Source organism: Bradyrhizobium sp. CIR48 (genome assembly GCF_014198315.1).
In the GTDB taxonomy this organism is placed as follows: Bacteria; Pseudomonadota; Alphaproteobacteria; order Rhizobiales; family Xanthobacteraceae; genus Bradyrhizobium.
The window spans coordinates 118109-138455 of record NZ_JACIHG010000013.1 but is presented as its reverse complement, the minus strand read 5'-3'; the positions used below and the strand labels follow the sequence as shown (position 1 = coordinate 138455).

General features: G+C 56.6%; 16 protein-coding genes. 9 read left to right on the top strand and 7 right to left on the bottom strand.

Annotated elements, in window-relative coordinates:
- The first annotated feature begins 80 nt into the window (after positions 1 to 80).
- Positions 81 to 218: a hypothetical protein gene (locus GGD66_RS42290; RefSeq protein ID WP_312014213.1), complete on the top strand. Its 138-nt coding sequence runs from the start codon at positions 81 to 83 to the stop codon at positions 216 to 218.
- 190 nt (positions 219 to 408) lie between these two features.
- Positions 409 to 990, top strand: a complete 582-nt coding sequence (locus GGD66_RS33565; protein ID WP_183260889.1) for a hypothetical protein — start codon at positions 409 to 411, stop codon at positions 988 to 990.
- A gap of 279 nt (positions 991 to 1269) precedes the next feature.
- Here GGD66_RS33565 and GGD66_RS33560 read toward each other — a convergent pair whose 3' ends face one another.
- Both GGD66_RS33560 and GGD66_RS33555 read right to left on the bottom strand, forming a co-directional pair.
- On the bottom strand, positions 1270 to 2022 hold the full coding sequence (locus tag GGD66_RS33560) for a methyltransferase domain-containing protein (protein ID WP_183260886.1): 753 nt from the start codon (positions 2020 to 2022) through the stop codon (positions 1270 to 1272).
- Positions 2023 to 2786: 764 nt separating this feature from the next.
- Positions 2787 to 3869 (bottom strand): glycosyltransferase, encoded by a 1083-nt coding sequence (locus GGD66_RS33555; RefSeq protein WP_246789116.1) that lies wholly within the window; start codon positions 3867 to 3869, stop codon positions 2787 to 2789.
- 515 nt (positions 3870 to 4384) lie between these two features.
- Here GGD66_RS33555 and GGD66_RS33550 point away from each other — a divergent pair.
- The 6 genes from GGD66_RS33550 to GGD66_RS33525 all read left to right on the top strand — a co-directional run bounded on the left by GGD66_RS33550 (position 4385) and on the right by GGD66_RS33525 (position 10523).
- On the top strand, positions 4385 to 5605 hold the full coding sequence (locus GGD66_RS33550) for a glycosyltransferase family 4 protein (protein WP_210321759.1): 1221 nt from the start codon (positions 4385 to 4387) through the stop codon (positions 5603 to 5605).
- Positions 5598 to 6482: an SDR family oxidoreductase gene (locus GGD66_RS33545; protein ID WP_183260880.1), complete on the top strand. Its 885-nt coding sequence runs from the start codon at positions 5598 to 5600 to the stop codon at positions 6480 to 6482. Before GGD66_RS33550 ends, GGD66_RS33545 begins: the two co-directional genes overlap by 8 nt.
- Positions 6475 to 7479: a polysaccharide biosynthesis protein gene (locus tag GGD66_RS33540; protein ID WP_183260878.1), complete on the top strand. Its 1005-nt coding sequence runs from the start codon at positions 6475 to 6477 to the stop codon at positions 7477 to 7479. The genes GGD66_RS33545 and GGD66_RS33540 overlap by 8 nt, the downstream gene beginning before the upstream one ends.
- Positions 7476 to 8651 (top strand): non-hydrolyzing UDP-N-acetylglucosamine 2-epimerase, encoded by a 1176-nt coding sequence (gene wecB / locus GGD66_RS33535; protein WP_246789115.1) that lies wholly within the window; start codon positions 7476 to 7478, stop codon positions 8649 to 8651. The genes GGD66_RS33540 and wecB overlap by 4 nt, the downstream gene beginning before the upstream one ends.
- A 127-nt stretch (positions 8652 to 8778) precedes the next feature.
- A complete protein-coding gene (locus tag GGD66_RS33530; protein WP_246789113.1) occupies positions 8779 to 9009 on the top strand; it encodes a hypothetical protein in 231 nt (76 codons plus the stop codon).
- Between the two features lie 272 nt (positions 9010 to 9281).
- Positions 9282 to 10523, top strand: coding sequence for an O-antigen ligase (locus GGD66_RS33525; protein ID WP_183260875.1), 1242 nt, complete (start codon positions 9282 to 9284; stop codon positions 10521 to 10523).
- On the opposite strand, the gene GGD66_RS33520 is transcribed toward GGD66_RS33525, so the two are convergent.
- From GGD66_RS33520 to GGD66_RS33510, 3 genes are all read right to left on the bottom strand, one after another.
- On the bottom strand, positions 10501 to 11250 hold the full coding sequence (locus GGD66_RS33520; protein ID WP_183260874.1) for a Crp/Fnr family transcriptional regulator: 750 nt from the start codon (positions 11248 to 11250) through the stop codon (positions 10501 to 10503). The two genes, GGD66_RS33525 and GGD66_RS33520, sit on opposite strands and share 23 nt — an antisense overlap.
- Positions 11251 to 12376: 1126 nt before the next feature.
- A complete protein-coding gene (locus tag GGD66_RS33515; protein WP_183260872.1) occupies positions 12377 to 13495 on the bottom strand; it encodes an acyltransferase in 1119 nt (372 codons plus the stop codon).
- A gap of 122 nt (positions 13496 to 13617) precedes the next feature.
- Positions 13618 to 14727 carry an acyltransferase gene (locus tag GGD66_RS33510; protein WP_183260870.1) on the bottom strand — a complete coding sequence of 370 codons (1110 nt, stop codon included), beginning with the start codon at positions 14725 to 14727 and terminating at the stop codon, positions 13618 to 13620.
- 595 nt (positions 14728 to 15322) lie between these two features.
- On the opposite strand from GGD66_RS33510, the gene GGD66_RS33505 reads away from it, so the two are divergent.
- On the top strand, positions 15323 to 15517 hold the full coding sequence (locus GGD66_RS33505) for a hypothetical protein (protein ID WP_183260868.1): 195 nt from the start codon (positions 15323 to 15325) through the stop codon (positions 15515 to 15517).
- A 1240-nt stretch (positions 15518 to 16757) separates the two neighbouring features.
- On the opposite strand, the gene GGD66_RS33500 is transcribed toward GGD66_RS33505, so the two are convergent.
- Together GGD66_RS33500 and GGD66_RS33495 are read right to left on the bottom strand one after the other, a co-directional pair.
- Positions 16758 to 17033, bottom strand: a complete 276-nt coding sequence (locus GGD66_RS33500; protein ID WP_183260866.1) for a helix-turn-helix domain-containing protein — start codon at positions 17031 to 17033, stop codon at positions 16758 to 16760.
- A gap of 1702 nt (positions 17034 to 18735) precedes the next feature.
- Positions 18736 to 20319, bottom strand: a complete 1584-nt coding sequence (locus GGD66_RS33495) for a GMC family oxidoreductase (RefSeq protein ID WP_183260864.1) — start codon at positions 20317 to 20319, stop codon at positions 18736 to 18738.
- Between the last annotated feature and the right edge of the window lie 28 nt (positions 20320 to 20347).

Genomic DNA, 20347 nt, shown 5'->3' with positions numbered 1-20347 from the left:
TCCATCACGTCACCACCCTCGCCAAAATCGCCAAAGACCTCGGCGAAGACGAGGATTGGCTGTGGGACATCGCCAACGAAATGGAGATCGAGGACGGCGTCATCTGGGTCCATGGCGTCGGAGAAGACGGCGTCCAGGCGCTCACCGACTCCGGAATCGAAAACCTCATCGAGCTGATTAGGTTCTACAAAGAGAACCCTGGACTGCTCAGGCGGTAACCCTGCGGCCTACGCCGAATGGATACGAAACGACCGCCGCCATCGCAGCAGCAATGAGCGCGAAACGCCATACCGCCGCGCTGTCGCCGCGACCTGGCGCGCGCCTGCAAGCTCTCCGGACGATCTTGAGCTTCTCGTCCTCGGAGCAGCGCCGCCGTCGGCCTGTGTCCACTACTTCGAGCCGTTCGACTTGGGCACTGCGCCTATCACTGTCCATAAGGACAGTTCTCAACAACACGCCTCATTCGGCGAGGCGGCCTTCACCGGACGGATACGTTATTCACACAAGTACGCGGACGCTCATGAGCTCGAAATCGGGCCCGAATACGATCTCGGGGTAGGTGACGACCGCGATCCCACGCCCATTCGGCACAGTGTATTTGCTGCATGGTGCATAGCCCTCGCGCTGCTCGGCGTAGCATCAGCATTCGGCTGGCGCGCGAGCAGGGGCGAATTGTTCTCCCAGGCACCTCAGCACCAGGTACCGACGGTCACCTATCTCCCAACCAGCGACTTTCAGGCCTACCGGCAGACCACGGCGGCTGCCCTACAGCAATCATCAGCTACCCTTCAGGTGCAACAAGCTGAACTCAAACGGCTCTCCAGCCAAGTCGCTCAACTGACCGCCGAGGTCGGTACACTGAAGGGGATCGTGGCAGAGATCCGCGCCGCTATAACGCGCCCGGCGCCGAAAAAAACGACCCCGAAGCCGCCTCTGGCATCTCCGCAAGGGTCCGCGCCGCTCGCACTCAGCCCAACTCAGAAGGAATAGGATCAAGGAATACGTTGCCGCCCTCCTCATCCTTCTCGCGACTAACGGCGAACAAAACATCGATGTGCTTTGACTGCCGCGACACGATAAATTCGGTGCGGATCGACAAGACCAGAGCACGCCTTCAATCGAGGTCACTATGATCCTGTCTCCCCTGCCGCTCGACATTTACCTGCGGGGTTACCCGAAGCAATTGCCGCGCGCCTAGATGTTGCCTCCAGCAACAATCCCCTTCGTGCTATAGTCACCATCAAACCATCAATTGTCCAAAGACACGCCTCAAAATCTGGCTTCAATCATAATTCGCTTGCCGGTGGCAAGCTGTTGATAGGCCCCGGCCGGAGGACTGAGCGTGCGAACCCGGCCGAAGCCGAGTTTTTTGAGCGCCCAGATCAGCGCGCGCGGACTTGGGTAAAGAACGATATCGGACGCACTGCCATCAATGTTGTCTGGATTTCCGGACAACAGCCCAAAGTATCCATGCATGTAGTTGGTGTTGCTGTGATGCCCGGAGTCAATAGCCCCTTCAAGATCCAAAATCGTCGTTTGCGTTTCAATCAATAGGACACGCCGCGTTAGCTCGCGGGCGCGTCGCAGGACCCCGATCGGATTTTCGAGGTTGTAGAATAATCCGAAAGCGATCACGAGATCGGCGGGATCGAACGAGCCTGGGGCCATATGCTCCAAATCAACCTGCTCGAATTTCACGTTGGTTGCGGAAAGCGCTTGAGTGATCAGGCGAGCAGAATCTATATGACGCTGTTGATACTCGAGGCCAAGCACACTCCGACAATGCTTTGCCATCTCGATGCTAAAGAAGCCCTGATGACTAGACAAATCGATCGCGGTCAAGTCAGAGGATTCCGCGAAGTCCCCTGCAAGAGCATCCATCATCATCGAAAGTCGCGTCTGATGTATTTTGTCTATCTCCTCGCTCACATATTGTTCAGTTTCTCGGCCACTTGGTAGACGAAACTTGTAGAACCACTTTTGCCGAAGAATCTCGTCCTCCACGGACACATTATCTTTCACGAGTGTCATCCCTTCTTACCACATAGTAGCTTTCACAATGGGAGCTGTCGCGCTGCGACTTTCCTGATCATCGCAACCGACAGATGGCGAGATCGCCCTCCACTCCCAACTACATTCCGTATCCTTACTCTTCTCAGGCTTCGTCAAGTTCTTCCTCGGGATCGAAATACCGCGTTAGCGAACGTCACGGCCTCGCCCGATCGAGGAGAGTAAACCAAAATTCTGACCTTGGCGGCTCCTGGCGGAGCGGTCGCGCTGACTTGCGCTACCTTTCTAGTCATTTCCGATATTGTTTGAATTATCGGTTGAGAAACGGCTGCTTCGTTTGAGTCCAGAAATAGGAGCTGCACATTCGCCGTACCTGCACGCTGAACGTCTATCGAGAAGTCAACCGCGGCGCATTGATCGCAACCTCTTTCAAAAAAGATAAAATTAGGACCTCTCATTACGATTGCGTCGCCCTGAACGTCGTAAGACGCGCCCCCTGACGTTCTCCAGCTGTTCGGCCGGACCTCCTCTACTGTTTCAGCGGCACGAGTTACCCGCAAATCATCCAGGTAACCGAGAATTGCCAATGTAAGCCAGAACGACCCAACCAGCACTACCACACTTACAAGGAACCGAAAAATGAAGCGACCACGTGCCGACATGAGGTGTTTCTACGTTGATGCTTTGGTGACTTTGCGACGGTCGCGCGACTGCGACACGATGGCGAACTGCGGGTGTTGGGAGAGCGTTGTAAGAGGACATTTGAGAAGGGGCTCTTATTTCTCAAGCGTTGCAAAATGTTCGACGAGAGAGGCAGCAACTGCAGGCCAGGAAAAGCGCTCTAGCACAAACTTCTGCAACCGCTTGCCCATCTCGGCGCGGTTGGCATCGTCCGACAGTATCTGCACCAGAGCACGCGCCAAGGCTGGGCTGTCTGCGTCAACGACAAACCCGCCCCCCACCTCCCCTACTTCGGGGAAACCGCACTTTTTGGAAACAATGACCGGCACGCCCATTGCCCCCGCCTCGAGGGCAACCATGGACATTACTTCCGAGTGCGAAGGCACGACAAGAACGGATGTCCTTGCCAGTAACGCCGTGCGATGCTTCTCATCGATAAAGCCGGTGAATATCACTCGGCTCCCGAGCATCAATTCGCACACCCGATTCTCGAGCTTCAACTGCTGACCATGGTCCGGTCCACTAAAGACCAATATTGTATCGTCCAAGACAGGCGCGACCAGAGCAAACGCTTCGACAAGCAGATCCGGTGCCTTGATTGCAACCAAGCGGCCCAAAAATAGAATGATCCTGCCATCCGGCATTTGGGCGCTTTGCGATGGGCGTTGCGGAGCTTCAATGCCATTTGGAGATATGAATATTAACGAAGGCGGCATGCCGAAGTCAGACACTAGCAGTTCTTGCTCTTGCCGGGTCGTTGCGATGATCGACCCGGCGGTCCGAAGCATCCACCACCCTGCGATGGCGAGGTAGAAGCGCTTGAGCCATGCATCGCGGCCAAATCTTGTGAGCGAGCCGGCAGGACACAACACCACTGACGCTCCTGCAAGAAAACCCAAAACAGAGCTCACCGCAGCCAGAAGAAACCACACTCCCATAATGTGAATGATATCGGCCCTGCGAAACAACGAAAACAGCCTGGCCACGTTGATCAAAGGTAGGGGATAGCGATCCCCGAGATATATAACCGAAAGTACGTCAACGCCTGCTTGTTCCAACTCGCGCCGCCATGGGGTCGATCCCATCGTCAGGACGGTACACTGGCAATCGAGCTGAGCCAGGCTAAGCGCCAACCGCCGAGTCCTTTCGGCCGTTCCCCCTCCTCTCTGAGGATCCATCCAGACGTTAACAAGAACGACCCGCAAAAGCCTTAGCCCGACTGTTCGGTAGTTTGCTGCTGCATTAGCTCGCAATCACCAGATGTACGCGAAGCCGACCGGCATACGTTTTCTCTAGCCAACTCCACCAAGGCCATCAAGATAGCCCGGCGTCGTAATGACAGGAGCCGTTCAGCAGTTAGTACGCTTCGTACAAAAATGACGCATTAAAAACACGGTGCGGAACATTAAGACGCCTTCCGTTGGTTGAGCAGATGCGTCTTGTTTTCATCGACCACCAACTCCGCTACTGCTGCAACTTGCAGGAGAGAGAAATGCGCTTCGGTTGTTGGAGTGCCGTTAGGCAGGTCTAGCAGACATCGTCGTGCTGGGTCTTCGTCAACGGCCCTCGATTACGAAGGAGATGAATCGCTACGCTGAGCGTTTTCTTTTGTTTGAATTGCCGAGCGACCACTTATGAGCTGCGATCGGATCTCCCGTGGAGGCGATCCTAAACCCTGACTTGCCTTGGTCTGATGCGTATCTTGATTGTGACACAGTATTTTTGGCCTGAGACGTTCATTGTAAACGATATGGCTCGCTGGCTTGCTCGGTCGGGACACTCGGTTGTTGTCGCCACCGGAAAGCCTAGTTATCCCTCTGGTCAACTTGCACCCGGATACACGAGACATGGCGTTCAGTGCGAGACCTTCTCGGGCATTAGCGTTGTGCGGATTCCAAGTCGGCCGAGATACGGGGCCACAGCCCTAGATTTGGTACTTAACTACCTGTCTTTCGCTTGGTCAGGCCTGCTCCGGCTACCTCGGCTACTTAAAGGCCAGGAGTTCGACGTAGTTCTCGTATTTGCGATGCCAATAACCGCAGCAATTCCCGCGATTATTCTGCACTGGATCAAACGGTCTCATCTCGCGCTTTGGGTTCAAGACCTGTGGCCAGAGGTTGTAACATCGACTGGTGTCATCCATAGCCGTCTTTTCGTAGCGGCCCTGGACCTGATGGTGAGATTTATCTATCGCGCGGCGGGCAGCGTGCTCGTCCAATCAAACGAATTCGTCCGCCCGATCGCTAGAATAATCCCACGCCAACGGATCTTTGTTCTTCCAAACTTCGCCCCGTCTGGCGAGGAAGAGCGTCTTCGTTTGCCCGTGGCTGTTGAACAGCTGTTCCGCCGTCGGTTCTCAGTAGTTTTTGCGGGCAATCTCGGTCGAGCTCAATCGCTATCTACGATTGTCGACGCAGCCCGCCTTCTCCAGGTCCATCCGGAAATCTTGATCATTATTGCCGGGACAGGAAGTCACGCCGAGCCGCTGAAAAAGGCAATTGCCGGTTCTGGGCTGACCAACGTGAAAATGGTTGGCTTGTTGGATCATCGCATGATGCCTGCGCTATTCGAGTCGGCGGATTGCCTCCTCGTAACCCTCGGTGATCATCCCGCTCTCAACGCAACCATTCCTAGCAAAATGCAGGCCTATATGAAGGCGGGACGGCCAATAGTCGGCGCGATTAATGGTGCAGCTGCCGATCTGATCGAAGCGGCTGGAGCGGGATTTGCCGTTCACGCTGAAGACAGCGCAGGCCTTGCTCGGAGTATCGCCGCTCTTTTCAAGATGCCCACTCAAATGAGGCACGAACTGGGGCGGGCAGGGAAGGCGTATTACGAGACACATTTTGACGTCGATAGAGTGCTGAGCCGACTGGTGGGCATTTTGCAATCACGGACGAGTTGCCATGCATAAGAATAAGGTCGTTATCTTAGGCGCAAGCGGAATGCTCGGAGCCGCGGTGTTCCGCTCGTTTATGGCATCTGACAGGCTCGAGGTGCTTGCGACCGTGCGCGACAGAACCGCGTCCCGCTACCTGTCAGCACCACAGGCGCGCTTCGTCTCTTTGGATGTTCTTGATGAAAACGCAATTGTCTCCCTCCTGGATCGAGAGCGCCCAGAGGCAGTCGTGAACTGTATCGGCCTGGTGAAGCAGCTTGCTTCAGCGTCGGACCCGTTGGTCGCCCTGCCAATCAATGCAATCTTTCCCCATCGGCTAGTTCGGTTGTGCGCTTTGATCGGGGCCAGATTGATTCACATCAGCACTGACTGCGTCTTCTCTGGATCAAAAGGGAATTACACGGAAGATGACGTTACGGACGCTCACGATGTCTACGGTCGGTCAAAACTGTTGGGCGAACTGCTCCATTACGAAAATGCGGTGACGTTGCGCACGTCGATAATTGGCCGAGAGCTTTACACTGCGCATTCGTTGCTAGAGTGGTTTCTCTCCCAGCAAGGCTCAGTCAAGGGTTACGCGGAGGCAATCTTTTCCGGGTTGCCGACACCGGAGCTTGCCAACGTTATTCGCGACGTTGTGCTCCCAAAAAGAGAGCTCGCCGGCCTCTATCACGTTTCCGCGGCTCCGATCTCCAAATTCGATCTTCTGCATCTTCTGGCACGCCAGTATGGGAAGCAAATTGATATCCGAAAGGACGTCAAGCTGAAGATCGATCGTTCGCTAAACTCGGAGAAGTTCAGTAAGGCGACAGGATATCGTGCAGCCGGTTGGCCGGAACTAATCCAACATTTGTACCAAGCTGACCTACGTCGGGAAATGAAAAGTGTTTGAGAACAAGGTATTGATGATTACAGGCGGGACAGGCTCTTTTGGCAATGCCGTCTTGCGTCGCTTCCTCCATACGGAAATTGGAGAAGTTCGCATATTCAGTCGCGACGAGAAGAAGCAGGAGGATATGCGCACGGAGCTTAAGAACAAGAAGGTGCGGTTCTTCCTGGGCGACGTTCGAGATTACGGAAACATTCGCGAGGCAATGAAAGGCGTCGACTATGTTTTCCATGCTGCAGCACTCAAGCAGGTGCCATCCTGCGAGTTCTATCCGGTCGAGGCATTGCGCACCAATGTAATTGGAACCGAGAATGTGCTGCAGGCCGCGATCGAGGCGGGCGTAAACCGCGTTGTCTTCTTAAGCACAGACAAAGCCGTCTATCCGATTAATGCTATGGGCCTTTCAAAGGCGATGGCGGAGAAGGTCGTCATGGCAAAATCGAGGGATGCCGGAGACACTATTCTCTGCATCACTCGCTACGGGAATGTAATGGGCTCGCGCGGATCTGTGATCCCATTGTTTATGCACCAGATCAAAAGCGGTCTTCCCGTCACAGTAACGGATCCCAAGATGACGCGATTCTTGATGTCGCTGGAGGATTCGGTCGAGCTTGTCGTTCATGCGTACCAGTACAGCAAACCCGGCGATATCTTTGTGCAAAAGGCGCCGGCGGCCACGATGGCCGATTTGGCAGTTGCACTGAAAGAACTCTTCGGTGCGAACAACCCGGTCAAGGTCATCGGCACTCGCCACGGCGAAAAGCTATTTGAGACCCTGATTGCACGTGAGGAAATCATTAGAGCTTCTCAGTCGGAACGATACTTTCAAATCCCGGCGGACAATCGGGATCTGAATTACGACAAATTTTTCGTGGAGGGCGAAGTCGAACTATCCCGCGCCGAGGACTATACGTCACACAACACCGAACGGCTCACTGTAGCGGGACTTAAGGAACGGCTGGCGTCACTCGATTTCGTTCGCGCTGAGCTTGCTCGATGACCGGGCATACCAAACAGCGGAGCTTTGGCGCGCCGATGAAGGTGATGACATTGCTCGGGACGCGGCCGGAGCTCATCAAAATGAGCCGCGTAATTGCAGAATTCGATGCTCAAGTAGACCACGTGCTGGTCCATTCGGGACAAAACTATGATTTTGAGCTGAACCAGATCTTTTTTGATGAGCTTGGGATCCGAAAGCCCGATCACTTTCTGGGAGTAAATAACGAAACTCCGGCGAAAGCGATCGCAGACGTTATAGCAAAAGCGGATGAGGTGCTGAACGCGGAGAAGCCGGACGCGCTGCTGCTATATGGTGATACGAACACCTGTCTCGCGGTGATTGCAGCGAAGCGGAAGAAGATTCCGGTATTCCATATGGAAGCAGGCAACAGGTGCTTCGACCAGCGAGTGCCAGAGGAGCTGAATCGCAAGGTGTTGGATCATCTTAGCGATATAAATTTGGTGCTAACTGAGCACGCCCGTCGGTACCTGCTCGCCGAAGGAATTCCTCCCGAGACGATTATAAAGACCGGCTCTCATATGCAGGAAGTTCTGCAGCACTATATGCCCAAGATCGTCACGTCTGACGCTGTCACGAGACTCGGTCTAGAAGAACGAAAATTCTTCCTTGTCAGTATTCACCGCGAGGAAAATGTCGACTCCGCCGAAAACCTTTTCGACATTTTGGATACGTTGCGAGAGTTGGCGACTACATATGGACATCCCGTCCTGGTTTCGACTCATCCCCGGACACGCAAACGGCTCGATGCTCTTGCCACAATGGGAGAGCACGATGGGATCGTTTTCGCCAAACCATTTGGATTTATCGACTACATTCGTCTTCAAATGGCCGCCCTGTGCATACTTTCCGACAGCGGCACCATTACCGAAGAAGCGTCTCTGTTGAACCTTCCGGCTATCACGATCCGAAACGCGCACGAAAGACCAGAAGGCATGGACGTGGGTACCTTGGTCATGAGCGGCTTGAAAAGCCGCCGCGTCCTTGAGGCCGTGCAGGTCGTGATCAACCACCATCAAACAGATCCTCGAATTTTTAGAACTGTTCCCGACTACGAAGCTGGCCCAGTCTCAAAGCAGGTGCTTCGAATCGTGTTGAGTTATGTCGATTACATCAACAGGACCGTCTGGCATAAGGACTCTCGTGGGGTATAGCACGATCTAGAGAACATGGCCGAGCTACCGCTTTAGTACCTTCGTGAGGCGAGCGCCAGGTACCGCAGGCGGCCAGATCGTGTCTCAACCGGCTGCACCGCCATGACATAATATTCGGTAGACAATGATGAGCGAGAAAATCGGTCCGGTTGACTGGGATGGCCATCGATTGGTCGGCTGGATTGTCCTCAAAGGAACATGTATCAAGGTTGAAGCGGATAGGCATACCATCCATCGTCACGCCCCCGGCTTCGACGATGCCCTCACCTGGGAAATTAAGAGGCACGGCGCCGAAATCTTCGAAAAGTTGATGCCATACTTCTTGGCCGCCTACTCGACGAGCGACACTTCGGGTTAGGCAGCTTCCCCTCATCTGAAAACATGATCGCCTCTCCTTCATCCATCGGCTCGGAGATGAGTGACAGTCCGTAAAGCTCAGGCGGCTTGCGGCTGTTGGTTTAGAAAGCTGTTCATGCGATCCAACATGTCGACCGAAGTCCGCGGTTGCGCCTCAACGGCTTTAGCTGCTCGCCACAAAGTGGCGTGTTCGCTGGTGCTCGGCGAAAGAGGCGGCTCATGCTAATCCATGCTAAAGCGAGTTCACGTTGGTCTCGATTGGAACGCCAATCTATGCTCAATATTGCCGACCACTTGGCGGTCGCGCTGGCCTTTTCGTTACCTCTCTCCACGTCTGCCACGTCGATTCTAGCTATCCTATGGCTTCTGGCAGTTCTACCGACGCTCCGGTTTAGGGAAGTGCGCAGGGAAGTTCTCACGCCCGAAGGCTGCCTGCCGCTCCTATTGGTCTTGCTCGCCGTCATCGGCATGCTGTGGGCCGACATCGACTGGAGCGCCCGGGTCGCTGGCCTGCGACCGTTCCTGAAGTTACTGGCGATCCCCTTGCTCTTCGTCCAATTTCAGCATTCTGACCGCGGCTGGCGCGTACTGTACGGTCTTCTGGCTGGCTGTGTACTGCTGTTGATAGCTTCATTCATATCCATCCTCCTCGACAGGAGTCTCACGAGCGGAAAGACCCCTGGAGTCGTCGCAAAGGACTACATTAGCCAAAGCGGATTTTTCGTGCTTTCGATTTTCCTGCTACTTGAGCTGGCAGTGTCGGCCTGGCGCGAAAAGCGGATATGGTTGCTGGCTGGCCAACTGTGCTTGATCGCGGCTTTCCTTCTAAATTTGAGCTTTGTCGCAACATCGCGAACCGCCCTGTTTATAATTCCGGTCCTGTGCTTTCTCTTCAGCATCCGACGCGGCTGGAAAAGCGCCCTTGGCGTTTGCGCCATATGGACTGTTTTGTTTCTAGCAACTTGGCATTCATCTCTTTATCTGGAGCGTCGTTTGCAGTCCGCCTTCAGCCTTGAAGCGGACGACAATAGACTAAATGCTATTTCGAACCGACAACGAGTTACATATTGGCAAACGTCTCTGCAGCTTATCAAGCAAGCTCCGTTTATAGGTCATGGCACCGGATCGATTCCAGATATGTTCCAACACTACACCGCAACCGGAACTGACTCGGACATCAACCGTGTAGCCAACCCCCATAATGAGACCTTTAGGATTGCGTTGCAGCTTGGCGCTCTGGGCGCGGCTATGCTCTATGGTATGTGGGTTGCACACGCGAGAATGTTTGGCGGATCCGGTGCGGCAGCCTGGTTCGGGCTCGCTGCACTCGCACAAAATGTTCTTGGTTCGCTGGTCAATTCCCATATTTCTGATTTTACGCAAGGATGGACCTACGCCATCTGCGTCGGAGTTGCCGGAGGGATCGTAAAGCGCACAAGATTTGCAGGATCCGCCGTCGACAACTCATCGCTTCATCAGCGGAAGAAGCAAGTCAGCCCACGGCGACCGTTTTAGCGTGGTACGCTTTTCCGAATGTCATAGATCCAGGCAAAGCATAAGCATCTGAGATGAGACCATAGCAGCTGCATGCCCTTTGCTTGAGGCACTTGCGTTCATCGATCTGGAGGACGCCGCGCATCTTGCGTATCAACCCCTGCTCCTCGAAGCGGACCAACGTCTGCGTCACGCCGGCGCGGCGCAATCCCAAGGCGGACGAAAGGTAGTGATGCGTAACTGGAAGCACGTTGGCGTCAACAGCATCACTTGCCAAACACAACCAAGAAGCGAGCCGCCTTTCACGGTCGTGCCGAACACCACACAATCCGGAGTGAGCGCAATGGAAACTCAACGCTTGAACGTATCGAGAAAGATGTTCCTGAATCTCCGGGCGCTCGTCCATCAAGCGACGCAAATCCTCGACGCGGATTCTGTGAGCACTTCCTGGGAAAATCACGAGGGATTGATGGGCCGAGAAATGTCCCCCCTCCGGGAGCAAAGCGCCCACCGCGCCACGATGTCCTATCACCGCGCTTTCGAGCATGCTTTCCGCCCCGACGATCCTGAGCGAGATGAGGCCCGATTCTATAAAATAGATGTAATCGATATGCCTTTTTGGCTCTTGTAGAACCATATCTTCTCGCAGAGCAATGGGCTCTAGGAACCGACCTGTCGCCGCGAGATCCTGCAGGGGAAGGCTCGCCAGAATCGCATTTTTTACATTGAATCGCGGCTTAGGAAGCATGGGCCGATTGATCCCCGGCGCCGAGGGGTTCTTTAGGAAGCTCCTGCGCGACGCAAGTGGTAGTGTCGACTAAAGCAAAACGGATCATTCTCACCAAGGCCAGACCTCAAAAATGCGGGGAACAAGCTCAACCCTAACGCCGCTCGTACGATTGAATTCGCACCGGGGTGGCCAAGTACTCCGGAGGATAATGGGACTGACGGAAAGCGGCTCTTCGCCGGTGGAGATCAAGCATCTGAAAACTCAATAGGTCGCCTGTCAGGGCGTCTCCTCCAAGCTTCGCATGGCGAAAGGCGTGTCAAGGGCAGTAATGTCTCAACTGTTAAGACCCAACGAAATGTGAAGGGCTACTCCCATCAGGGCCGAGGAGCGAACGCCTCCTATCGAACTCTTCGCCCTCTGAACGACTTCCTCGATGCCCAGTTCAGTCGGAGCGCCCCCAAGTCTCGCCCACAAGAGAGGCGCACCTCCAACAGCCCTCCTTTTTTGGCATGCTACCGGCTTTGAATGCTTAGGTTCCCCGATTTTCCCGCCTTCGCTCCCGAGATTCTGCGCACGACAGTGGATCGGCGCAGCTTTTTGATGTGATCACCCGTCTCCGCTGACCATCGAAGGTCAGGAATTTCTCGATGCCGCCCGCGTATCGTAGGTGATACGGAAGCCATGGCGGCTCGCCTCAAGATCGACTCGCGCGGCGAGAGCGGTCGCTTGACCATCGGCATCCATGCTTCTCGGCCGACAGTTTTCGCGCCCTCGACCACCGGCACCGGCAGGCTTTTACCTTTTTGAGCTCGCCCCTCGATCAGCGCAAAGCTGTTCTCGAGCGAACCGAAACCTGGCTCCGGCGACGTCCTGCTCGATGATGCCAGGCCCCGGTTTGCCGGCATTCCACTTGGCCTCGAGCCACGACCACGCGACCGGCAAGCCCTTGGTGGCGCAGAGATAGAGGAAATAGGACGCCAGGGGCCGGCTGCGATCGACAGCACGTCCATGGTCAGTCCTTTCGGTTGGTGTGGAAATGAAATCAGAGCCGCCCGTGCGACTTGATCGCGACGGCAACGCAAAAGCGCGCCAACGTGGGAGCGCGATCAGGCATCAATAGTGAGAGTGGACCGCGCCTAGGCCGCTACGTTGGGGCGACGGCGGCCGGTTGAGACTTCTCGCCCATCGCAAAGGCATCGGCGATGCCCTTGCCAACTAGCCGCAGCGGCGTCTCGAGCAGCCGGAAGCTGATGTCGGCAATGACCGCCAAAAGGACCGCGGCAGCCGCGATCGAGACCAGCGAGAGCTGCCAGGAGGGGGGCATGAGAACCGCGCCGGTGTGACTGACCATCCAGAAAACGGCTTGGTGCAGCAGGTAGATCGCGAACGACCGCTGCCCGATCCAGATCAGCAGCGCCCGCAGGGGGCTCTCGCCAACGAGGTAGCCCTTGCCGAACGAAGCGACGAACACGAGCGCCAGACAGATCGCACTCACCACGATCGGAAAGCTCGGCACATTCAGGTACGGCACCGCCACCATCGCGATCAAGAGTAAGGGGGTGCACACGCGGCGCGGCAGCGCTGCGCCGAGCCAAGTGGGCTCGATGGCTCCGAGCGAGCCCCTCGCCAAGCCGAGCAGGACGCCGAGCGAAATTGCGTCGAGCCGCACCATCCACACCATTGTGGTTCGTGGCAGCCAGGCGAACAGAGCGGCGACGGCAAGCAGCAGCACGACCAAGTACCGGCGCCGGAGGAGAAACAGGAACGGAAACACAAGGTAGAACTGCTCCTCGAGAGAGAGGCTCCAGTAGACGCCGAACTGCCCACAATAGGCCGCCCCCGACTGTACGCATAGTCCGTAGTGCAGATTCTGCACATTAAACAGGATGGCGAGCGCATCGGCCCTCGACTGCGCAAGCAGGTCCGGGCCAGCACCGAAGATAGCCACCGAAACCGCCAACGTGAAAACGAACGCGGCCCCAGCCAGCGGCAGGATACGAAAGGCGCGCCTGATATAGAACGCGCCGACCGCGCGGCCGAACCTATTCGTAGCCCTGGCGGCGGTAATGCTCGCAGCGAAGCCGCTCGTGATCACGAAGCCTGAAATGCAGAAGAAGAGGTCGACGCCACCGTAGAAGAACGGCTCGATCGTATCGACGTGTCCCGGCAACAAAGTGCTGATGTGTTCTACCAGCACATAAAGGATGGCGACCGCCCGCAGTACCTCGAGCTCGCCCAGCCTGCCGCCCCCCGCTTCACGCATTGCACCCGCCCCCTGCGGGAATAACCATAGCGGGTCTTTCCAGAGTCGTGCAACCCGTGGTCAGAGGAATAAAAAGGCCGCTCGCGCGAGCGGCCCTCCAGGTGTTGAACTCTCGAGTATGCCTACGCTACGCTCTGAGCGCTGGCGTCCACGGGAAACGCAGCGCTCACAGGAACCGCCTGGCGCCGCCTGAAATAGAACTGCTCGGCGAGCCGGAAGGATACAAGACCAATTCCGACGGCGCCGGCGAAGCCGACGATCCCGAGGTACACAACGTTGACGGCGTCCCCGAGGGCCGGAATTGCGAGATGCCACCACAGCGCGAACAGCGCAGCCAGCGCGACCGAATGCAAGAGGTAGAACGAGTAGGAGATCCGCCCCAGCGCTGCCAGCGGTCGCCAGGCCAGCGTGCGGGCGAACCAGCCCTCGCCGTCGACGGCCTTGCACAGCAAAAGCGCGCCTAGCCCCGCGAACAGCCAGACAAACTGCGCCGTGTTCAGATATCCCGTGGTCATCATGCTGGTCGCAATGCAATAGAGCAGCACCACTACGAAGTCGGGGAATGTCACGGCAACGGCGCGGAGCCCGCTCGGGGCCAGCAGTCCCACGATCGCACCGGCAAACAAGAACACGAAAAACTCGAAGTACATTCCCGCAAGGGCGGGCCCGTAGGCGAAGACAACTCCAGCGAGCGCGGTGGCGGCGATTGCCGGCAGCCTTAGCAGGCGCCCGACCGTCAGGACCAACGGAAAGCTGAGGTAGAACACCATCTCATAGAATAGAGACCAGCTGACGTTGTTGAAGACGATGCCCGTCACTCCAAGCGTCGGGACACCATTCAGGAAAAGAAGGTTGAAGACGAAATCGCGCAGGCTCGGAAGCGGAATACCCAGCAGAGGTCCGGCCGCCAGGCACAGCACCAGTGCCAGCAGGAACGCGGGATAAATCCTCAGCATCCGATTCCGCACGAACCTGCAGTAAGAGAAACCCTCGCCGCTCGCGATTTTCGCGATCAAGAAGCCGCTCAGGAGGAAGAAAACATAGACGCCGTGATGCGAGTGGAACAGCCAATACAGCACCTTGTCAAAGGGCTGCCGCCAGCCGGCCCAAGCAACGACGTTCGGATTTCCGCCGCGGAACGTCGCCATGTATGTGCCTGCGTAGTGGACCAGAAACGTCAGCAGAACTGCGACGCCGCGGAGCCCATCGAGGCTTCGATTGCGCTCAGTCATGAAAGAATGGGATAGCTCGATTGCTGGCTCGTAGTGCGGGCATAGGCCACGAATGTCGGGAGGGGCTCCTCGCCGCGGATCCGGACCATTCGGCCATCATCTGCGACGAGGGTATTTCGGGAAACGGATCTTCCGGAACTGCTGCCATGATGCGCGTCGCATAGCAGATCCGTTGCAACGAGTCACGCTGCCCGATCGAGGCCGAAGGCCGACAATGACTTATCTACGTGCAGACGATCGTGAGCTACGGCGATAATCATGGTTGCGGTCGCGATGCGTGCGGCCCCCGCCGAAAAGGTGCGGTGGCAAAGGATAACATTTCGAGCTTGAACGACAGCAGATGCTCGCTCAAGATTGCCACAGGTGCTGATCGCCTAGCGCGCCTAACCGTGGGCATCTCCATCTTCTGACTAACCGAGAACGCCACCACGGGCTTTTTGCGATCGACTGGGCATTTCTGAAATCGGCTTCCATCGCCATTACTTGCACCTCGCGACTAGGCGAGGGTGAATATCGTCGAAAATGTTGCCCCCGCCATTCGCGCTATGCATTATCCGCTTTGCGGCGACAACGTCTTTTCAGATAGAGATTGATCATGTTCGACGTGTACCTAAATGATAAACGTGATTTGCTGGTCGTCACGCAAGGTTCGCCATTACCTGTCAACGGCGCGGTCGGGAAATGGCGCAAGAGGAAACGACGCGTCAGCAGCGTCAGCGAAGAGATCAGGTTTGCCGTTCAGGAGCAGGGCTACTACATGCGAAAGCAGAAGGATTTGAGGAAGCATTAGGTGAGATTTGCTGATCCTTGCCTTAACGGCGACCGACAGCAGCAGCCAGTATAGACGGAATTGGCGATCTTTGCCGAGGTTCAGCGCACCCCAAATGGCATGTGTTGCCGTGACTAATTCGATCGCATCGACCGTAATGATTATGCCTATCATCCCTCTTGCCGGTGGGAAACGCGACATCATTCCCGCTCATGGTCGGGATTTTGCAAGCACGCCGCGCCGGCGCAGTTAAAGCCACCCCACATGATCTCGCCTCATCTTGTCAATTCGATCAGACGTCGATTTCGTGTGGTCTTCGGTCAAGCCGATATCGTTTCGCAGCCGACCGGACAACGGAAATCTCACGATTCTTCCGCCTTCGTTCATGATTGCGCGGCGTAGCCAGGCAATGTGCCCCTCACGGCGAGCCGCCAGCGACTTCTTGTGGCCCTCCCTCGAGGTAAGCGCCGCTAGTCGCGACTCCTATCGCGAACCTGGTTTGCTTTGCCAAAATGGACTTCCTTCGTCTCGCCCGCGCCAATTCGATCCCAATACACTGGCCGCAACGCAAGGGCCGCGTCCACACTGTCCTTTGCGGACCGCTGTCTATTTCACCGAAATTCACATTCCGCTCTGTCTCGCGGAGCGCTTGGCCGGCGCAATCAGCAGCCTTGCCGCCCGGGAGCGATCGGCGGATAAAGCAACTTGTGGCGCTCCGATATCGGCCGTCAAAACGCCGCTGCTTTCCCGCACCAACCGACGCAAGACGCACAAATACTGCGCAGCGAGGACAGCATCGCACGATGCGAACGCCATCTCAAGATTAATATCGCCGCGTCGGCGGAGGGGCCGTAGGTGTGGCGGTCGTTTAATACTCGGTGGTTTTTCTAGTCAGTTATGAGGGCTGACGTGCGGTCGTGCCGGCGCCGCTTTTCTTCTCGCAGAACACGCGCTTGCAGCCGGCTGTGCGCAACTAGAGACGCATCATTCGCTTCATCGGCGCGATGCTGAAGCAGCAATAAGTGCCCCGTTCAGCACGCCCATTATGACGCTGGCAACCATCACGACATGTGTGATGATTCGACCGTCGGTTCCGGCTATCCCTAGCTGTTCTGCCCCGCTTGTGCCGGTGAGCGCCAACGCCGCCAGCTACACCACGCAAAGGTATACGAGAGGGCGGTTACCTATAGTGCAGCCTGAAGTCCGAAGGCTCGCGCAAAGTCGCGTCGTCTAAACACAGTCGTCCAATGACGTATGACAGCTATCCGTTCCGACGACGCGGAGCCGCCGGTTTGCGACCTTTGGGAAAGGTCTTGGTGGTCACGCGTTTGGAAGGCCGAAACAATTCGGATAGCTGAACGCCCAGGGTCTCAGCGATGCGTTCGAGGAGATCAATTGTCGGATTTTTCGATTGGCGCTCAAGACTGGCCAAGTAGGAGCGATCAATGCCGGCCTCATGAGCCAATTTCTCTTGCGAAATACCACGGCTCACCCGGATCCGACGCACATTCCAAGCCAAAAGCGCACGAGTTTTCATGCGCAAAGCATGCCATGCGCTTGGGCGTAAAATCACTGGCTATAAGCCGACTATTAGATTTGATCGCCGTCGGCGCATGATCCATCCTTGGGTTCCGTTCGACCAGGGCGACGTGATTGCCGCTCGGACCGCCGCTTAGCTCCTGCGATGCCCCTGGCGAACGAGGCGACGAGACTTGCGCGGGCGTGCTCGACCCAAGGGTGAGGCCCGCGTCGGTCTTGGTGCGGATCAGCAGATGGCAAATCGGCGATGATCTCGCGAGCCTCGGCCAGGCTCGGCACATCAGCTTCAACCGCCGCGGCGATCATGGTCTCCGCCTTAGTCCGCAAGTCCCATCTGATCGTCGTGAGGCGAGCGATTGTTCTGGCGGGCGGAATTCTCTGAAAGTTTTGTGCTTGGCGCTCGTCGCCCGCGAGTCGCCCACTCGCTAATGACGCGGAGCGAGCCTCGGAAGCCAAGCCCTGTCAAACGGCGCCAAAGTTCCGCTCCGTTGCCGCAACCCCCACGCCTACTGCTCGTCCAGGCAAGTTGATCCAACCAAGCTTGGCAGGCCTCAAACACATTAGTCTGTTCGCCGCGGACCACCTGTCGCGCCAGGTGCGACGCACGATCCGCTTGAGGAGTATGCCCTCTTCGACAGAGCCGAGGATGGCCGCTTGGTCTCTTCGCGGCCGCATTGCCTCACCAAAAAATGTTACCGGACAACTTTCCTGTCGTGCGTGGGGCGGGAGCTGCCGGATCAGTTCGGTGGCGGCTATGGCAGGGAAGATCAGCATGCGTGCAAAGCGCGAGATTACATCAGCACTGGCGGAGCGTTATCGGGCGGGCGGCTCGAGAAGGGACGGATCCTAGACGAGCTTTGCGCCGGCAGGGCGTGGCATCACAAGCACGCGATCCGAGCACTGTCAGTGGAGGGACATCGGGCTCGGCCGTGCCGCGGCGGCGAGGCCGGACCTACGGTGCCTCCATTCGCGCTGCACTGATTGTGCTATGGGACGCCTCTGACCGGCTCTGCAGTAAGCGGCTCGTTGCGATGATCCCGTTTGGCGGCCTTTGCTCGAGAGCTCGGCGATGGTTGGAAACAGGGTGAGCAGCGGATATTCATCGGCGCCGCTATGTGCGGCGCAAGCCTGTGCGACGTCGGCCATCGATGCTCGACCCCTACATTCCCATCATCGAGGAATGGCTTGCCGCGGCTCCGCACTTGTCCGCGGTCGATCTTCTCTCCCGGCTGGAGAAGCCGATGCGCCCGGTCGGTTCAGCGACCATCAGCGGAGTACGGTGCAGCGATTGGTGAAGAATTGGCGATCAAAGGCCGTTCGACTGCTCATCAGCAGCGCAGAAATCACATTATCGGTCCAAACCTCGTGTCTTGTTATCTAATCCCAACAGGTTCTTTCGCCGACTCACCGCAAGCCGCTCGCTGCGGCGCTCTGGAGGGCGCGCTTCGCGAGCGGCCTGCCCGGACTCGCGGCAGCTGATTCAGGAGGGTGCGCTTCGGTAACATTGTCATCTGAGGCAATATGAGGAGGCAGTTTTCCTTGGCGCGCGACATAATTACGATAACGCGCACGATCGTGGTCATGCGATCCTAAGTGAGCACAGATGTCAAATGCATGCGTGCTTGTTCCATCCCTCCTATCCTGGCCACCACAGAAGCACGCCACGGACTTTCTCGAATTTGGATTTACGGAATAACGACTTACGGATGGATGAGATCTGCTGCCCTCTCTCCGATCATAATAGACGTCGCGTTGGTATTCCCTGCGATATGACGAGGAAAGATGGAGGCGTCCGCGACCCACAAGTTTTCGGTGCCCCTCACCTCAAGAGAAGGGCTGAGAACCGCTCCATCGTCTGCCCCCATGCGGCAAGTCCCGACCGGATGAAAGAAGGGGACCGTTGCTTTGCGAATGTAGGCTTCGTCAGCTTCCCGTCCGGCTCCCGATGCTGGCGCTTCGCAAAACTTTAGGACATGAGAGCCGAACGGGGGCATAGAGCAGATCTTCCGGACCCAATCCAATCCCCGCATAACTCCCTCGAAGTCGTCTGGATGTTCAAGCAAGCGCGGAAAGATCGCCATCGGAGCGCGAGGATCGTTCGATCGCAGTTCGAGATGGCCCGCGCTTTTCGGATAATTGACGTTCACCAGGATGGTCACAAGGTTAGCTCTCGGCGTTTTCAGTCTTCCATCCTCTTTGGTGAGGCCGAACGGGAACAGGTGAAATTGCAGATCCGGCTCAGCAAGCTCGGGAGTAGATCTGAGAAAGGCGAGGACTTGCGCCGTAGGCACGCTCATGAAGCCCGACCGTTTGAAGACCCACTCCGCCAAAGCGAGTGCTCCCCTTACCGGATGCGAGAGCGCATTTGCGGTCTCGATGTCGAGTTCGGCAAGGACATACAGTCCCGGGTGCTCCATCAAATTCCGTCCAACCTCAGGACTTTCCACACGGGGAATGATGCCATGTCTTGTGAGATGGCGGGGATCACCGATACCGGAAAGCATCAATAGTTGCGGGGAATTGATGGAGCCCGCGGAAAGAATGACACCCTTTCTTGCGACGAAATCAACGTTTTGTCCGCGATGCGTGGCGGCAACACCGCTCGCGCGCGTTTTGTTAAACAGAATGTGGCGAACAATGGTGTCATCCAGGAACTTCAGATGAGTTGCCGACAGCTTTGGCCTTACGAAAGCCTCGAAGGCCGAAAGCCGACGCCCGTTGCGCGTTGATCCCTCGTTCCAGGCAACTCCCTCGTGCGAGGCACCGTTCAAATCCTCATTGAAGGGAATGCCAGCGGCTTGAAGGCTGTCGATAAAGTCTTGAGAGATCGGATGACGCCAACGTAAAGCCGAAACACGTTGAGGCCCGAGCCCACCGCGAAAATGATTGTCTCTGTCCTCATCGGCCGTCTCCATTTTTCGGAAGTACGGCAACACGTCCTTCCATCCCCATCCTGTGTTGCCTATCGCCTCCCAGGCGTCGTAGTCCCGCGCAGCGCCGCGGATGAAAATCATCCCATTTATCGCAGATGAGCCTCCCGGCACTTTGCCACGGGGCCAGTCCTCGACCACGCCACCTCTGCTCGGATCAGGCTCTGTCTTGTAAGCCCAATCGTACCGTCTGTTCCCGATCGTATAGACGAGCGCACCCGGAACATGAGACAGATTGAAACGCTCCTTCTTCCCGGCTTCCAGCAACAGCACCGATTGTTTCCGCTCGATCAAGCGCGCCGCCAGCGGACATCCCGTACTCCCAGATCCTACGACAATGTAGTCAAACTCCATGCTATTCACTCTCCAAAGAGGAGCACCA

What these genes read in the sequence shown, in the direction of transcription:
- GGD66_RS33500 (WP_183260866.1), bottom strand. Translation starts at nt 17,033, where the DNA reads ATGAAAACTCGTGCGCTTTTGGCTTGGAATGTGCGTCGGATCCGGGTG.
- GGD66_RS42290 (WP_312014213.1), top strand. Translation starts at nt 81, where the DNA reads ATGGAGATCGAGGACGGCGTCATCTGGGTCCATGGCGTCGGAGAAGAC.
- GGD66_RS33495 (WP_183260864.1), bottom strand. Translation starts at nt 20,319, where the DNA reads ATGGAGTTTGACTACATTGTCGTAGGATCTGGGAGTACGGGATGTCCG.
- GGD66_RS33525 (WP_183260875.1), top strand. Translation starts at nt 9,282, where the DNA reads ATGCTCAATATTGCCGACCACTTGGCGGTCGCGCTGGCCTTTTCGTTA.
- GGD66_RS33520 (WP_183260874.1), bottom strand. Translation starts at nt 11,250, where the DNA reads ATGCTTCCTAAGCCGCGATTCAATGTAAAAAATGCGATTCTGGCGAGC.
- GGD66_RS33505 (WP_183260868.1), top strand. Translation starts at nt 15,323, where the DNA reads ATGTTCGACGTGTACCTAAATGATAAACGTGATTTGCTGGTCGTCACG.
- GGD66_RS33550 (WP_210321759.1), top strand. Translation starts at nt 4,385, where the DNA reads ATGCGTATCTTGATTGTGACACAGTATTTTTGGCCTGAGACGTTCATT.
- GGD66_RS33530 (WP_246789113.1), top strand. Translation starts at nt 8,779, where the DNA reads ATGAGCGAGAAAATCGGTCCGGTTGACTGGGATGGCCATCGATTGGTC.
- GGD66_RS33510 (WP_183260870.1), bottom strand. Translation starts at nt 14,727, where the DNA reads ATGACTGAGCGCAATCGAAGCCTCGATGGGCTCCGCGGCGTCGCAGTT.
- GGD66_RS33515 (WP_183260872.1), bottom strand. Translation starts at nt 13,495, where the DNA reads ATGCGTGAAGCGGGGGGCGGCAGGCTGGGCGAGCTCGAGGTACTGCGG.
- wecB (WP_246789115.1), top strand. Translation starts at nt 7,476, where the DNA reads ATGACCGGGCATACCAAACAGCGGAGCTTTGGCGCGCCGATGAAGGTG.
- GGD66_RS33545 (WP_183260880.1), top strand. Translation starts at nt 5,598, where the DNA reads ATGCATAAGAATAAGGTCGTTATCTTAGGCGCAAGCGGAATGCTCGGA.
- GGD66_RS33555 (WP_246789116.1), bottom strand. Translation starts at nt 3,869, where the DNA reads ATGGATCCTCAGAGAGGAGGGGGAACGGCCGAAAGGACTCGGCGGTTG.